We start from the raw sequence: 14,408 nt of genomic DNA on the forward strand, positions 1-14,408 counted from the left end.
TGATCGATTCTAATAGCTTAGAGCGGGATGCGGGCGGAATACCGCAAGCACTTTTCCGCATCCCGCTCTAGGTTCGAGGCGCATCAAGGGCCAGGTTGAGTTCTAGCACATTGACGCGCGGCTCGCCTACGACCCCGAACAGCCGATCCTCCGTCGCCTTGGCGACCAGAGCGGCGACATCCGCTTGGCTCAAGCCCCGCGCCTTGGCGACGCGGGCGACCTGGGCTTCGGCGAAGGCCGGCGTGATATGCGGGTCGAGCCCGGAACCTGACGTGGTTGCCGCATCCGCCGGAATTTCTCCCGCAAGGCCGGCAGCTTTCAGGCGCTCGACATCGGCTGCGACACGGTCCCTGAGCTTGACCGAGGTGGTACCGAGGTTGGAGCCGCTCGAAGCCCCCGCGTTATAGGCGTCCGGACCGGTCGCGGAGGGCCGCGGCCAGAAGTATTTGTCGGAAGTAAAGTTCTGGCCGATGAGGGCGGAACCGATGAGGGTACCGTCCTTCTCGATGAGGCTGCCATTTGCCTGCGCGGGCATCAGCACCTGCGACGCGCCGGTGATCGCAAAGGGATAGGCAAGGCCGGTGATCGCGGTAAGTAGCACGATCATGACGATGGCGGGGCGAAGTTGGTTCAGCATGGTTACACCAGATTGAGTGCGTTGACGGCGAGGTCGACGAGCTTGATGCCGGCAAAGGGCAGGACAATGCCGCCGAGGCCGTAGACAGCCAAGTTGCGGCGCAGAAGGGCAGCCGCACCGACCGGCCGGTACTTGACGCCCTTCAGCGCCAGCGGGATCAGCGCGACGATGATGAGCGCGTTAAAGATCACCGCCGAGAGGATCGCCGATTGCGGCGAGGCGAGGCCCATGACGTTGAGCGTGGCAAGGGCCGGATAGGTGGTGATGAACAGCGCCGGGATGATGGCGAAGTACTTGGCCACGTCGTTGGCGATCGAAAACGTCGTCAGCGACCCGCGGGTCATCAGCAGCTGCTTGCCGATCTCGACGATCTCGATGAGCTTCGTCGGACTGGAATCGAGGTCCACCATGTTGGCGGCCTCGCGGGCGGCCTGGGTCCCCGTCTGCATGGCGACGCCGACATCGGCCTGGGCGAGTGCCGGCGCGTCGTTGGTGCCGTCGCCGCACATCGCGATCAGGCGGCCGCCCTGCTGCTCCTTGCGGATATAGCCAAGCTTGTCCTCCGGGGTGGCTTCGGCAAGGAAGTCGTCGACGCCGGCTTCGGACGCGATGGCGGCCGCGGTCACCGGGTTGTCGCCGGTGACCATCACCGTGCGGATGCCCATGGCGCGAAGAGCGGCGAAGCGCTCCTTGATGCCGGGCTTCACCACATCCTTCAGATGGATGACGCCGAGCAGGCGCGGACCATCGGCAACGGCGAGCGGCGTGCCGCCGGTGCGGGCCACCTGGTCGACGGCGCGGCGAAACTCGTTCGGCAAGTTCTCGTCGCGGATACCGGTGAACTTCAGGATCGAGTCGACGGCGCCCTTGCGCAGCCGGCGGCCGCCGAAGTCCACGCCCGAAAGCCTCGTTTCCGCAGCGAAGGGAATGACCGCGTCGATCCGGGTCGCGCCGGCCCGGCTTGCGCCGCCGCCGACGGCGAGCGCCAGGACCTCGCCCTTGTCGGACGCGGGCAGCGACACATCCGGCGTCTGGCGGCCAAATTCACCGGTGGCAAGCGCCGCGATCGAGCGGCCCTCAGGCGTTTCGTCGGCAAGGCTTGCAAGCAGTGCCGCATCGGCAAGCTCGGCCTCGGTGACGCCGGGCACCGGCATGAAGTCGGCCGCCATGCGGTTGCCGAAGGTGATGGTGCCTGTCTTGTCGAGCAGCAGCGTATCGACGTCGCCAGCGGCCTCGACAGCGCGGCCGGAGGTGGCGATGACATTGAAGCGCACCAGACGGTCCATGCCGGCGATGCCGATGGCTGAAAGCAGGCCACCGATCGTGGTCGGAATCAGGGTGACGAGCAGGGCTGCGAGCACGGTAACCGAGAGCACGGTACCGGAATAGCCGGCGAGCCCCCAGAGCGTGACGACGGCCACCAGGAAGATCAGCGTCAGGCCCGAAAGCAGGATCGACAGGGCGATCTCGTTCGGGGTCTTCTGGCGCTGCGCGCCCTCGATCAGCGCGATCATGCGGTCGACGAAAGTGTCGCCGGGTGCCACGCCGATGCGGATCTTGATCCAGTCGGACAGCACCTGCGTGCCGCCTGTGACGGCCGAGCGGTCGCCACCGGATTCACGGATGACGGGCGCCGATTCACCGGTGATGGCGCTCTCGTTGACAGAGGCGACACCCTCGACGACTTCGCCATCGCCGGGGATCAGTTCGCCAGCCTCGACGAGCACGAGGTCGCCGACCTTCAGCGATGTCGCCGGGATCGTCTGGGTCTCGCGGCCTTCGTCGGCAACGAGCTTGCGCGCCGTCAGTTCGGATTTGGTGCGGCGCAGGCTGTCGGCCTGGGCCTTGCCGCGGCCTTCGGCGACGGCTTCGGCAAAGGTGGCAAAAAGCACCGTGAACCACAGCCAGACGGCGATCTGGCCGGAGAACAGCGGGCTGCCTGTGCCGGTGGCGATGTCGCGCACGAAGAGACCGGTGACCACGGCTGCGACCACTTCGGTGACGAAGATCACCGGATTGCGCACGAGCTGGCGCGGGTCGAGCTTGATGAACGCCGCCTTGATCGCCGGCAGCAGGATCGCCGGGTCCAGAAGACTGGGTGCGATAGGTTTGGAAGACATGTGTCGAATTCCTTTAGAAGGTCTGACCGGCAAGCATCGAGAGATGCTCGACGATGGGACCGAGCGCGAGCGCCGGGAAGAATTGCAGCCCGCCGAGAATGAGGATGATGCCGACAAGCAGGCCGACGAAGAGCGGCGTGTCGGTCGGGAAGGTACCCTTGGACGCCGGCACACGGGTCTTCACCGCGATCGAACCGGCGATCGCCATGACCGGAACCGCATAGGCGAAGCGGCCGAGCAGCATCGCGAACCCGAGCGTCGTGTTGTACCAGGGTGTGTTGCCGGTGAGCCCGCCGAAAGCCGAGCCGTTGTTGCCGGCCGCCGACGTGAAGGCATAGAGGATTTCAGACAGGCCGTGCGGGCCCGCCGTGCCGATGCTTGCGACGGCAAAGGGCAGCATCGCGGAGACGGCGGCAAAGCCGAGGATCGTCACCGGCAGAATGAGGACGGCAAACATCGCGTATTTCATCTCGCGGGATTCGATCTTCTTGCCGAGCAGTTCCGGCGTGCGGCCGACCATCAGGCCGGCAACGAAGACGGCGAGGATCGCAAAGACCACCATGCCGTAGAGACCGGACCCGACGCCGCCCGGCAGGACTTCGCCAAGCTGCATCAGGAACATCGGCACGAGACCGCCGAGGCCCGTCAGCGAGCCGTGCATGCCGTTGACGCCGCCATCCGACAGACCGGTGGTGACAGCCGCATAGAGCGCCGTCATCGCCTGGCCGAAGCGGACTTCCTTGCCTTCCATGTTGCCCTGGGCGGCATCGAGGCCAAGGGCGGTCAGGATCGGGTTGCCGTGGGCTTCCGCCCAGTAGACGACCGCAACGCCTGAGATCAGCAGGATCGCGGTGGCGGCGATGAAGGCCCAACCCTGGCGGCGGTTACCGACCATCTGGCCAAACGTGTAGACGAGCGCCGCCGAGATCGACAACATAGCGAAAATGTTGAGATAGTTGGAGAAAGCCGTCGGGTTCTCGAAGGGATGGGCGGCATTGACGTTGAAGAAGCCACCACCATTGGTGCCGAGCTGCTTGATCGCTTCCTGACTGGCGACAGGGCCGAGCGAGATCGTCTGCTTGGCGCCTTCGAGCGTGGTTGCCGACAGATCGGCGTGGAAGGTCTGCGGCAAGCCGGTCCAGACCATGGCAAGGGCCATGACGACGGCGATCGGCAGCAACACGTAAAGCGTCGAACGGGTGAGATCGACCCAGAAGTTGCCGACGGTCGAGGCGTTCGAGCGGGCGAAGGCGCGGGTGACGGCAAGCGCCATGGCGATGCCGGTCGCGGCGGAGACGAAGTTATGCACCGTCAGGCCGGCCATCTGGCTGAAATGGCTGAGCGTGGTTTCGCCACCGTAGTTCTGCCAGTTGGTGTTGGTGACGAAGCTGACCGCCGTGTTGAAGGCGAGATCGGACGGCATGCCCGAGAAGCCCTGCGGGTTCATCGGCAGGTAGGCCTGCAGCCGGAGGATCGCATAGAGCGAGACAAAGCCGGCGAGGCTGAAGGCGAGCATCGACATCGTGTAGGCGAGCCAGCCCTGTTCCTTCTTCGGATCGACACCGGCGGCAAGATAAAGGCCGCTTTCGACGGGACCGAGGACGGGTGAAAAAACGTTGCGTTCACCGGAGAAGACCCGCGCCATATAAAGCCCCAGCGGCTTGATGACGATCAGGACGGCGATGAAGAGGAGGCTGATCTGCAGCCACCCGATGATAGACATGAGATTACTCCGCTAAGGGCGGCCGGACGGCGCAAAGGCGCCCGGCTGATGCGAACGGCCAACGGGTTCGATCCCCGTCAACCGGGTCAGAACCGTTCCGGGCGAACGAGGGTGACGACGAGGTAGGCCGCAAGACCGACGGCGACGGCAAGACCGAGCAGGGCTTCGAACATGACGCCCTCCTAAAGCCGGCTCAGCGCGCGCGCATAAAGCGCGAACACGACAAAGCCGCCGATTCCGGCGGCAAGAAAAAGAACATCGGACATGCAAATTCTCCGGACTGTTGAAGTCCGGATCTTGCGCCCGCAGCGGGTCAATTATCGATTGCGATGGTCGGAAGGAGGCATAAGGAAAAGATAAAGACGCCCGCAAAGATCCGTTCGGGAGCGCGGGAGGCGACCTTCATAGGCGCGGGACCGGTCCGGTATCGGCCTATCTGCCACAAGCTGAAGAGATCCCGAGGCCGCCCACATGCGACCGCCGGTTCGGCAAAAGAGCACCTAGCCCTTGATAATCTCGTTCACGCTCGTTTCGGTGGGCGTGGTGGCTTCGCGCATCCATTCGCGCCAGATCGCAACGAGCAGCGCCATCAGCACCGGACCGACGAAGAGGCCGAGGAAACCCATGGTCTTCACGCCGCCCACGAGGCCGAAGAAGGTCGGCAGGAAGGGAAGCTTGATCGGGCCGCCGACGAGGCGCGGACGCAGCGTCTTGTCGACGATGAAAAGTTCGGTCGTGCCCCAGGTGAACAGCGCCAGGCCATGAATGGGCGAACCGCTGGCGACGAGATAGACCGAGACCAGCGTGAAGCAGAGCGGCGCGCCACCGGGGATCAGCGCCATCAGGCCGGTGATGATGCCGAGCGTGACCGGCGACGGCACGCCGGCAAGCCAATAGGCGACGCCAAGCACGATGCCTTCGCCGATGGCGATGATGCCCATGCCGGTGACCGTCGAGCTGATAGTCAGCGGCACGACGCGGGACAGCCGTTCCCAGCGCATCGGGAAGATGCGCTCGCCGAGCTTGTCGAGTTGGCCGGAGAAGGACTGCCCATCGCGATAGACGAAGAACAGCGTGATCAGCATGAACAGCAGCGTCAGGAAGGCATGGAACGTCGAGGCACCGACGACCAGAACGCCGCGGTAGATATTGCCGATGTTGGAGCCGCTGACGAGCTGGACCAGTTCGCCGAGCGCGCCCGGATGGCCGATATGCTTGACCCATTGCTCGCCAAGCCAGACACCGGCGATCGGAATGCTCGACAGCCATGCGGGCACGACGGCACCGTTGGCATTGGTCTCGACGGCCCAGACGACCCAGTCGCGCACTTCGTCGACCGCATAGACGGCGGCAATCGAGATCGGCACGACGATGAAGGAGATGACGCAGACGATCGCGATGGTGGCGGCAAGCGTCCGGTTGCCGTTCACACCGGCGAGCAGCCGGCGATAGATCGGCCAGCTGGCAAACCCGATGACGACAGCGGCCAGAACCGGAACGACGAAACCATGGAAGAAATAGACGCCGGCGAGCAGAACGAAGACCAGCATCCAGCGGGCAGCGGTCATGGGGCCGACAAGGGCATGGCGCGAAATGGCAGTGTGCCCGAGGAGCCGTGGCTCCACGGCGAAATTCTCTCGTTCGCGATTACCCAATTGCACCAATGATCCTCCGTCTTCCGACGAGCTTACAGCAAACCCGCGGCCTTGCCAGCCACTCTGACACCGCGCGCCGCCCCTTTGCCCCTGCTTTACGGTAGTTTCAGGGCCGTGGCCGACGCTAGCGGCGGGACATGACAGAAAAATTTAGGAGGGTTCAAGAGCCCCCGGCTTTCTTTCGATAAAGCCGGTCATTCCGCCGCAGGTTTTGCAGCCATACGCGCAGGCTGTGCGCGATCGACGAAGACTGAGGCGAGAAAGATACCGAAGCCGGCAACGCCGAGAACGGCACCGACGAGACCGGTGGAGGTCCAGCCATAACCCGCAGCGATCGAAACGCCGCCGAGCCAGGCGCCTAGCGCATTGGCGAGATTGAAGGCGGAGTGGCTAAGGGCAGCAGCCAGCGTCTGGGCCTCGCCGGCGACATCCATCAGCCGGGTCTGCACGCCCGGGACGACGGCAAAGCCACCGCCGATGAAGAGCACGTTGACGATGGCGATCCACGGATTGCCCATGGTGAAATAGAAAAGCACATAGGCAAAGATGTTGAAGACGATGGCGATACCGATCGCCGGCATCAGCGCCCAGTCGGCAAGCCGCGCCCCGACGATGTTGCCGAGGATCATGCCGGCACCGAAGACCGAAAGCATGATCGGCACATTACCAAGCGAAACACCTGCGACTTCGGTCAGCGCCGGTGTGATGTAGCTGAAGACGGCGAACATGCCGCCACAGCCGATGGCGCAGATGCCGAGCATCAGCCAGACCTGCAGCTTGCCGAGCGCACCCAGCTCGCGAAGCGGCGTCGCCTTCGGGTTGCCCTTGTCCCGCGGTACGTGGGCGAAGGTGAGCGCCATGGTCAGGAGGCTGATGGCGCCGACGATGGCAAACGCGGAGCGCCAGCCGAGCGCCTGGCCGAACCAGGCGACGAGCGGCGTGCCGAAGAGAGTGGCGATGGTCAGTCCCATCATCACCCGGCCGACGGCGCGGGCCCGCTGGTTCGGCGCGGCAAGGCCGGCCGCCACCAGGGCAGCCACGCCGAAATAGGCGCCATGTGGCAGCCCGGCGAAGAAGCGCGCGGCAATCAGCGTGTAGAAATCCGGAGCGACGGCGCTCGCGAAGTTGCCGACGGCAAAAACCAGCATCAGGACCAAAAGCACCCGGAAGCGCGAGAAGCGGGCGGCAAGCACCGCGATCAGCGGCGCACCGACGACGACGCCGAGCGCATAGGCGCTGATGACCGCACCAGCCTGGGGCACCGATACCGATACGTCTTCGGCGACTTGCGGCAGGAGACCCATGATCGCAAACTCGCCGGTACCGATCCCGAAGCCGCCGACGGCGAGCGCCACTTCGGCGGCAGAAACACGGGCGCGGCGCGGATCGACGGCAGAGGAGAAGGCTTCGTCACACATGGGCTCACTCATGGGCAATGGCCAGTGTCGCCGTGCCTTGCGGCCGGAGAAAAATCTGGGGGATATGTCGGCGGATGTTGGATTGGACCAACGGGGATATGCTGCAATGCAATACAGGCTTTTCCTGCGGCAGGCAAAGCTTTTGCGGTTCTCGTCATACTTTTTCGCAAGGCTCGCAGAAGCCTGTTAACCGTAAGCTCAGTTGACGTTTACGTCAAAGTTATATAATTCCGAATCTCAGCTTGAAGAGGTGTCGCAAAAGCATCATCCTCATCGGCGTGAGAGGATCGGGAGGGATTTTCTCAGGCCGCATCAGGCCAGCCTGTGGCGACCAGAGGGAGAGAGGTCATGGCGGAAGTCAGCGCACAACAGACGGGTATCAGCCCAGGCAAGATCTGGCTGAAATCCTATCCACCCGGAATAGCCGCCGAAATTGGCCCCCTGCCCTACAAGTCGATCGGCGAATTCTTCGACCACGCCGTTGCCCGCTATTCGAGCCGTCCGGCCTTCACCTGCATGGGCAAGACGCTGACCTTTGCCGACCTCAACGCCCAGTCCGCCAGGATCGGCGCCTGGCTGCAATCGATCGGCCTTGCCAAGGGCGACCGCGTCGCGGTGATGATGCCGAACATCCTCCAGAACCCCGTGATCGTCTACGGCATCCTCAGGGCCGGCTTTACCGTCGTCAACGTCAACCCGCTCTACACGCCGCGCGAACTGCAGCACCAGCTCACCGATTCCGGCGCCAAGGCGATCTTCGTTCTGGAAAACTTCGCGCACACCGTGCAGCAGGTGGTCGACAAGACCGCGGTTAAGCACGTCGTCGTCGCGACCATGGGCGACATGCTGGGCCTGAAGGGTGCGATCGTCAATCTGGTGGTCCGCCGCGTCAAGAAACTCGTTCCCGCGTGGTCGATTCCCGGCCACCTCTCGTTCAAGGACGTTCTTTCCAAGGGCGCGCGAGCCAAGCTGACGAAGCCCAACATCGCCGCGAGCGACGTCGCCTTCCTGCAATATACCGGCGGGACGACGGGCGTCTCGAAGGGCGCGACGCTGACCCATTCCAACCTCTTGTCGAACATGGCGCAGATGGAAATCTGGTTCCAGACGGCGTTCCGCTCGCGCACCCGGCCGGACAATCTCGTCTTCATGTGCGCGCTGCCGCTCTACCATATCTTCGCGCTGACCGTGAATTCGCTGATGGGCCTTGCCACCGGCGGCAACAACATCCTGATCCCCAATCCCCGCGACATCCCGGGCTTCGTCAAGGAACTCGGCAAGCACAACACCAATATCTTCCCGGGCCTCAACACGCTGTTCAACGCGCTGATGAACAATGCGGAGTTCCAGAAGCTCGATTTCTCGTCGCTGATGTTGACCTTCGGCGGCGGCATGGCGATCCAGCGCCCGGTTGCCGAACGCTGGAAGCAGATGACCGGCTGCTCGATCGCCGAAGGTTACGGCCTGTCGGAGACCTCGCCGGTGGCAACAGCCAACATCCTCGACGCGACCGAGTTCACCGGCACGATCGGCATGCCCATCCCGTCCACCGACGTCGAGATCCGCGACGACCAGGGCAATACGCTGGCGATCGGCGAAGTCGGCGAGATCTGCATCCGCGGGCCGCAGGTGATGGCCGGCTACTGGCAGCGGCCGGACGAGACCGCCAAGGCGATCTCGCCGGATGGCTTCTTCCGCTCGGGTGACATCGGCTTCATGAACGCCGACGGCCTCGTCAAGATCGTCGACCGCAAGAAGGACATGATCCTGGTCTCCGGCTTCAACGTTTTCCCGAACGAGATCGAGGAAGTGGCGATGACCCATCCGGGCATCCTCGAATGCGCGGCGATCGGCATTCCGGACGAGCATTCCGGCGAAGCGGTCAAGCTCTTCGTCGTTAAGAGGGATGCAGCACTGACGGAGGAAGAGGTCAAGCGCCACTGCGCCGCCAACCTCACCAACTACAAGCGTCCGCGTTTCGTCGAATTCCGCACCGAACTGCCGAAGACCAATGTCGGCAAGATCCTGCGCAAGGATCTGCGCGGATAAACTACTCCGAAATTCAAACGATTTAAAAAATCCTGAAAACCGCCGCCTCGGCGGTTTTCCAGTCTTGATTTGGTCCACTTAAAGCGAATAGCTACGCAGGCGATTGTCCGACACCCCTGTCCGACCAAGGAGCCCCGCGATGAAAGCGCTTGTCGACCAACTCAAAGCCACCGCCGCTCAAACCAACGCAACCGATATCCGCGCGGCCTTCGCCGCCGACGCAGAACGTTTCGCGCGTTTCAGCACCACGCTCGGCGACCTGCTGCTCGACTATTCGAAATGCGCCGTCAACGACAAGGTGCTGGACGGACTGGAGGCGGTCGCCAGGGCCGCCAAGGTCGAGGAGAAGCGGGACGCCATGTTCCGCGGCGACATCATCAACATCACCGAGGAGCGCGCCGTGCTGCACACGGCGCTGCGCAACCGCGGCAACCGCCCGATCCTCGTCGACGGCAAGGACGTGATGCCCGATGTCAACGGCGTGCTTGCCGCCATGGGCGCCTTTGCCGACGGCATCCGCTCGGGCGCGCTGAAAGGTGCGACCGGCAAGAAGATCACCGACGTCGTCAACATCGGCATCGGCGGCTCGGACCTCGGTCCTGTCATGGCGACGTTGGCGCTTGCGCCCTTCCACGACGGCCCGCGCCTGCACTTCGTTTCCAACATCGATGGCGCCCATATCGCCGATACGCTGAAGCTGATCGATCCGGAAACCTCGCTCTTCATCATCGCCTCGAAGACCTTCACCACCATCGAGACGATGACCAACGCGGCGACCGCCCGCGCCTTCATCGCCGATAAGCTCGGCGAGGCTGCCGTCGGCCATCACTTCGCAGCCGTTTCGACCGCGCTCGACAAGGTCGCCGCCTTTGGCATCGACCAGGCCCGCGTCTTCGGCTTCTGGGATTGGGTCGGCGGGCGCTACTCGATCTGGTCGGCGATCGGCCTGCCGCTGATGATCGCCGTCGGCAAGGAGAATTTCGGCCGCTTCCTCGATGGCGGCCACGCCATAGACGAACATTTCCGCACCGCACCGATCCGTCAGAACATACCGGTCCTGCTCGGCCTTCTCGGCTTCTACCATCGCAACGTGCTCGGCTACCCGTCGCGGGCGATCCTGCCCTATGACCAGCGCCTGTCGCGCTTCCCCGCCTATCTGCAGCAGCTCGATATGGAATCGAACGGCAAGGCGGTGACGCTTGAGAGCACGCCGGTCGAATACTCGACCGGCCCGGTCGTCTGGGGCGAGCCCGGCACCAACGGCCAGCACGCCTTCTACCAGCTGATCCACCAGGGCACGGACGTCATTCCCGCCGAGTTCATGATCGCCGCCAACGGCCACGAGAAGAACCTGCGTCACCAGCACGAGCTGCTGATCGCCAATTGCCTGGCCCAGTCGGAAGCGCTGATGAAGGGCCGCACGCTCGCGGAAGCCAAGGCGCAGCTGACCGCCAAGGGTATGGCCGATTCCAAGGCCGACAAGATTGCGCCGCACCGCGTCTTCACCGGCAATCGCCCGTCGCTGACGATCGTCTATGACCAGCTCGATGCCTTCGCGCTCGGCCGCCTGATCGCGCTTTACGAGCACCGCGTCTTCGTCGAGGGCGCGCTCTTCAACATCAATTCCTTCGACCAGTGGGGCGTCGAGCTCGGCAAGGAGCTGGCGACCGGCCTGCTTCCCGTCGTCGAAGGTAAGGAAAGCGCCGAAGGTCACGATTCGTCGACGGCGGGTCTGGTGGCAGCCTTGCTGAAAGCCGCCCATTAAACAAATCCGCAGGGTTCTCCCCGGAACCGCACCGCTGAAGACGATAGAGGCCTGAGGCGCTTTTCGCGCCTCGGGCCTCGTGATTTTGCACAACCCGGCAACGTCGTGGCGCCGGGTTTCAGCACCTCCATCAGATCGAGCTTCAACAGCAGCGGAAAATAGTCCGTGTCCGACCCCATCTGCATCCGGGCATTGACCATGACCTTTCGGCAACGTCCGGAGAACCGGCCGACAGGCTGCCGCGGTTAGGCTCGCCCCGTTTCGAGCGTGCGATCTTTTCCTGCAACAGCCGCAAACGCGCGGCATCCGCTTCGGCGAGAGCCAGGAGATAGAGCGTTTCTCCCGGTGGCACGCGGCTCCCGAGCGCCGCAGCCGGCACACTGCCCGCGTGGACGTTGAGCGCATAGCTCTGGCTTTCCGCAGGCGCGCTCCCCTCCTGCCAGGAAAGCTCCAGGGCCGCATCCAACATCACAATTGACGGCAATTATTTATTGTTTTACGATAAAAATACAAGTGAAACGATAAGGGACTTTGTATGACGAACTCCGCCGAGAGGCTGCGCAAGCTCAGCCGCTTCATGAAGCTCATGATCATATTGTGCGGAGCGTTGTTCTGTTCGGCGGTCGTCTACACGCATTGGCAGATCTTCTTCGACCGGCAAGGCTTCGAACAGGGCGTTCGCGACATCGTCTTCCCTCGGGTCGAGATCATCACTCTGTCCTATCGAGCCATCGGGACCGTCGCCTTTCTGACTGCGATCAACAACGCGCTCGTCATTGCCGGCCTCGCATTCGCCTGGCAGCTTTTCGACAGCTTCCAGCGCGGCGAGATCCTGTCCGGCCGCAATGGCGTGCTGTTGCGGCGGGTGGGACTGACCGCCCTTTTCGGCTCGCTGTGCATGACCGTCAGCAATGGGATCGGCATCCTCGCTGTCACCTATGACAACCCGGGCACCACGGGACATGCGGTGATGTTCGACATCAATGGCGGCACGATGATCGTGCTTCTGATGGCCGGGCTCGTCGTCGGCCTCGGCCATGTCATGGTCATCGCATCGGGGGTCGAGGCGGAGAACAGGAGCTTCGTCTAGCGCATGCCGATTGTCGTCAATCTCGATGTGATGCTGGCGAAACGCAAGGTTCGTTCACGCGATCTTGCCGAACAGGTGGGGATCACCGAGCAGAACATCTCGCTGCTGAAATCCGGAAAAGTGAAGGGCGTGCGCTTCGACACGCTGGAAAGGATCTGCGCAGCACTCGACTGCCAGCCGGGCGATATCCTGGAATACCGCCCGGACCCGGACTAACGATCAAAGACCGATTTCATGCTTCCACGGCGGGTTGGCGCCTGCGCGCGAGACCGTGACGGCCGCCGCCTTGGCGCCGAGCGCCAGCGCGTTGCGAACGGCGGTTTCAGTGAGGCCGGCGACATCGGCCTTGCTCAGGAGACCGGCGAGCTTCAGCGATGCCAGCACGCCGGCATCGAAAGTGTCGCCGGCACCGACCGTATCGACCACGGTCACGCGCTCACCGGCAACCTCGACCTTGTGGCGGGCGGTATAACCGACGGCGCCATCGGCGCCCTTGGTAATCAGCACCAGCTTCGGGCCGCGCCTCAGCCATTCGGCCGCGAGATCGTCGTGACTTCCCTCCATGCCGAACCAGGCGAGATCCTCGTCGGAGAACTTGATGATATCGGACATCGCCGCCATGCGGTTCATGCGGGCGAGATGAGCCTCTCGGTCCTTGATGAAACCGGGGCGGATATTCGGATCGAAAGAAATGACCCGCTTTTCATGCTCGCGCGTCATCAATGCTTCGTAGGTCGAGCCGCAGGGCTCGGGGATGAGGCTGATCGCGCCAAAATGCAGTGCCTCACAGAAATCGCCGAGCGTTGGCAGGTGCTCGCGGGTGATCATGCGGCCGGCAGTGTTTTCATCGAAGAAGGCGTAGCTGGCATGGCCGTTGACCAGCTTGACGAAGGCAAGCGTCGTGTGCAGCGACAGCGTCGCGCAGGGGCCGAAATCGACATTCGCTGCCTTCAGCGTGTCGCGCAGGATATCGCCGAACATGTCGTCGGAGAGACCCGTGAAAAATCCGGTCTGGATGCCGAGGCGGCCAAGGGCGATCGCCGTGTTGAAGATCGCGCCGCCGGCATAGGGCGCAAAGGCACTCTCGCCCGCGGTCGTGTCCCGCGGCAGCATGTCGATCAGCGCTTCTCCGCAGCATACGATCATCGGCTTATCCTCCTCGACAGATTTTCAATCGATTTAAAAATTATGACTGAAGACGCTACGAGGCCCCGGCAGAACCGGGGCCTCGCCAGAGATTACGCCAAGGCGCTGACGCCGCCGTTGCGGCCCGACCAGGCGAGCGGCGCGTTGAGGAAGGCCTCGACCTCACCGAGCGTCTTTTCGTCGAACAGCTTCTGCTCGCGGGCGACCGCAAGCACGTTGCGCCATGTGGCGATCCAGTGCAGGTCGACGCCCTTGCCTTTCATCTCGCCGACCGCTTCCGGGAAGATGTCGTAGTAGAAGAGCGCAATGCCGTGGTCGACGATGCCACCGGCTGCGCGGATCGCGTCGATGAACTTGAACATCGAGCCACCAGCCGTCGTCAGGTCCTCGATGACGAGAACGCGGGCGCCTTCCGGCATATGGCCTTCGATCTGGGCGTTGCGGCCGTGGCCCTTGGGCGCCTTGCGCACATAGATCATCGGCAGACCGAGACGTTCGGCAAGCATGGCGGCGAAGGGAATGCCGGCGGTTTCGCCGCCTGCAACCACGTCGAACTTCTCAAAACCGGCTTCGCGCAGGATCGACGCTGCAGCAAAATCCATCACCGCCGAACGGATGCGCGGATAGGAAATCAGCTTGCGGCAGTCGATATAGACGGGGCTCGCCATGCCGGACGACAGCTTGTAGGGCTTGTCGGCGCTGAAATGCACGGCCTTGATCTCCCAGAGCATCTTGGCGACCAGCTCGGCCATGACGGCCTTGTCGGTGAACGCGTTGGAAAACATCAAACTCTCCTTCAAAACTT

At 63.3% G+C, this 14,408-nt stretch carries 12 protein-coding genes; 4 read left to right on the plus strand and 8 right to left on the minus strand.

Going from position 1 to position 14,408, the window contains the following annotated elements:
* Nucleotides 1-67: 67 nt before the first annotated feature.
* The 6 genes from kdpC to BLU15_RS09135 all read right to left on the minus strand — a co-directional run bounded on the left by kdpC (nt 68) and on the right by BLU15_RS09135 (nt 7,565).
* Entirely contained in the window at nt 68-637 is a 570-nt protein-coding gene (gene kdpC, locus BLU15_RS09105; protein ID WP_060581843.1) for a potassium-transporting ATPase subunit KdpC, read from the minus strand.
* Nucleotides 638-639: 2 nt separating this feature from the next.
* A complete protein-coding gene (gene kdpB / locus BLU15_RS09110; protein ID WP_090295041.1) occupies nt 640-2,757 on the minus strand; it encodes a potassium-transporting ATPase subunit KdpB in 2,118 nt (705 codons plus the stop codon).
* A gap of 13 nt (nt 2,758-2,770) precedes the next feature.
* Entirely contained in the window at nt 2,771-4,480 is a 1,710-nt protein-coding gene (gene kdpA, locus BLU15_RS09115) for a potassium-transporting ATPase subunit KdpA (RefSeq protein ID WP_090295042.1), read from the minus strand.
* An 86-nt stretch (nt 4,481-4,566) separates the two neighbouring features.
* The gene (gene kdpF, locus BLU15_RS40825) at nt 4,567-4,653 is read right to left on the minus strand and encodes a K(+)-transporting ATPase subunit F (protein WP_060522357.1); all 87 of its coding nucleotides are present in this window, start codon (nt 4,651-4,653) and stop codon (nt 4,567-4,569) included.
* Between the two features lie 327 nt (nt 4,654-4,980).
* Complete coding sequence (locus BLU15_RS09130; RefSeq protein WP_034797607.1) at nt 4,981-6,141, minus strand: AI-2E family transporter; 1,161 nt, start codon at nt 6,139-6,141, stop codon at nt 4,981-4,983.
* Between the two features lie 188 nt (nt 6,142-6,329).
* Nucleotides 6,330-7,565 (minus strand): MFS transporter, encoded by a 1,236-nt coding sequence (locus BLU15_RS09135; protein WP_060581841.1) that lies wholly within the window; start codon nt 7,563-7,565, stop codon nt 6,330-6,332.
* Nucleotides 7,566-7,901: 336 nt separating this feature from the next.
* Here BLU15_RS09135 and BLU15_RS09145 point away from each other — a divergent pair, with 336 nt between their 5' ends.
* The 4 genes from BLU15_RS09145 (at nt 7,902) to BLU15_RS09160 (ending at nt 12,673) form a co-directional block, all read left to right on the plus strand.
* On the plus strand, nt 7,902-9,602 hold the full coding sequence (locus tag BLU15_RS09145; protein WP_060522360.1) for a long-chain fatty acid--CoA ligase: 1,701 nt from the start codon (nt 7,902-7,904) through the stop codon (nt 9,600-9,602).
* A 139-nt stretch (nt 9,603-9,741) separates the two neighbouring features.
* The gene (gene pgi, locus BLU15_RS09150) at nt 9,742-11,367 is read left to right on the plus strand and encodes a glucose-6-phosphate isomerase (protein ID WP_034797225.1); all 1,626 of its coding nucleotides are present in this window, start codon (nt 9,742-9,744) and stop codon (nt 11,365-11,367) included.
* 535 nt (nt 11,368-11,902) lie between these two features.
* Complete coding sequence (locus BLU15_RS09155) at nt 11,903-12,457, plus strand: DUF2975 domain-containing protein (RefSeq protein WP_060581837.1); 555 nt, start codon at nt 11,903-11,905, stop codon at nt 12,455-12,457.
* Between the two features lie 3 nt (nt 12,458-12,460).
* Nucleotides 12,461-12,673, plus strand: a complete 213-nt coding sequence (locus tag BLU15_RS09160; protein ID WP_090295046.1) for a helix-turn-helix domain-containing protein — start codon at nt 12,461-12,463, stop codon at nt 12,671-12,673.
* A 3-nt stretch (nt 12,674-12,676) separates the two neighbouring features.
* Here BLU15_RS09160 and BLU15_RS09165 read toward each other — a convergent pair whose 3' ends face one another.
* Both BLU15_RS09165 and BLU15_RS09170 read right to left on the minus strand, forming a co-directional pair.
* On the minus strand, nt 12,677-13,603 hold the full coding sequence (locus BLU15_RS09165; protein ID WP_060581836.1) for a carbohydrate kinase family protein: 927 nt from the start codon (nt 13,601-13,603) through the stop codon (nt 12,677-12,679).
* A 92-nt stretch (nt 13,604-13,695) separates the two neighbouring features.
* A complete protein-coding gene (locus tag BLU15_RS09170) occupies nt 13,696-14,388 on the minus strand; it encodes an orotate phosphoribosyltransferase (RefSeq protein WP_043618867.1) in 693 nt (230 codons plus the stop codon).
* Between the last annotated feature and the right edge of the window lie 20 nt (nt 14,389-14,408).

This window comes from Ensifer sp. YR511 (assembly GCF_900103045.1).
GTDB classification, from domain to species: domain Bacteria; phylum Pseudomonadota; class Alphaproteobacteria; order Rhizobiales; family Rhizobiaceae; genus Ensifer; species Ensifer adhaerens.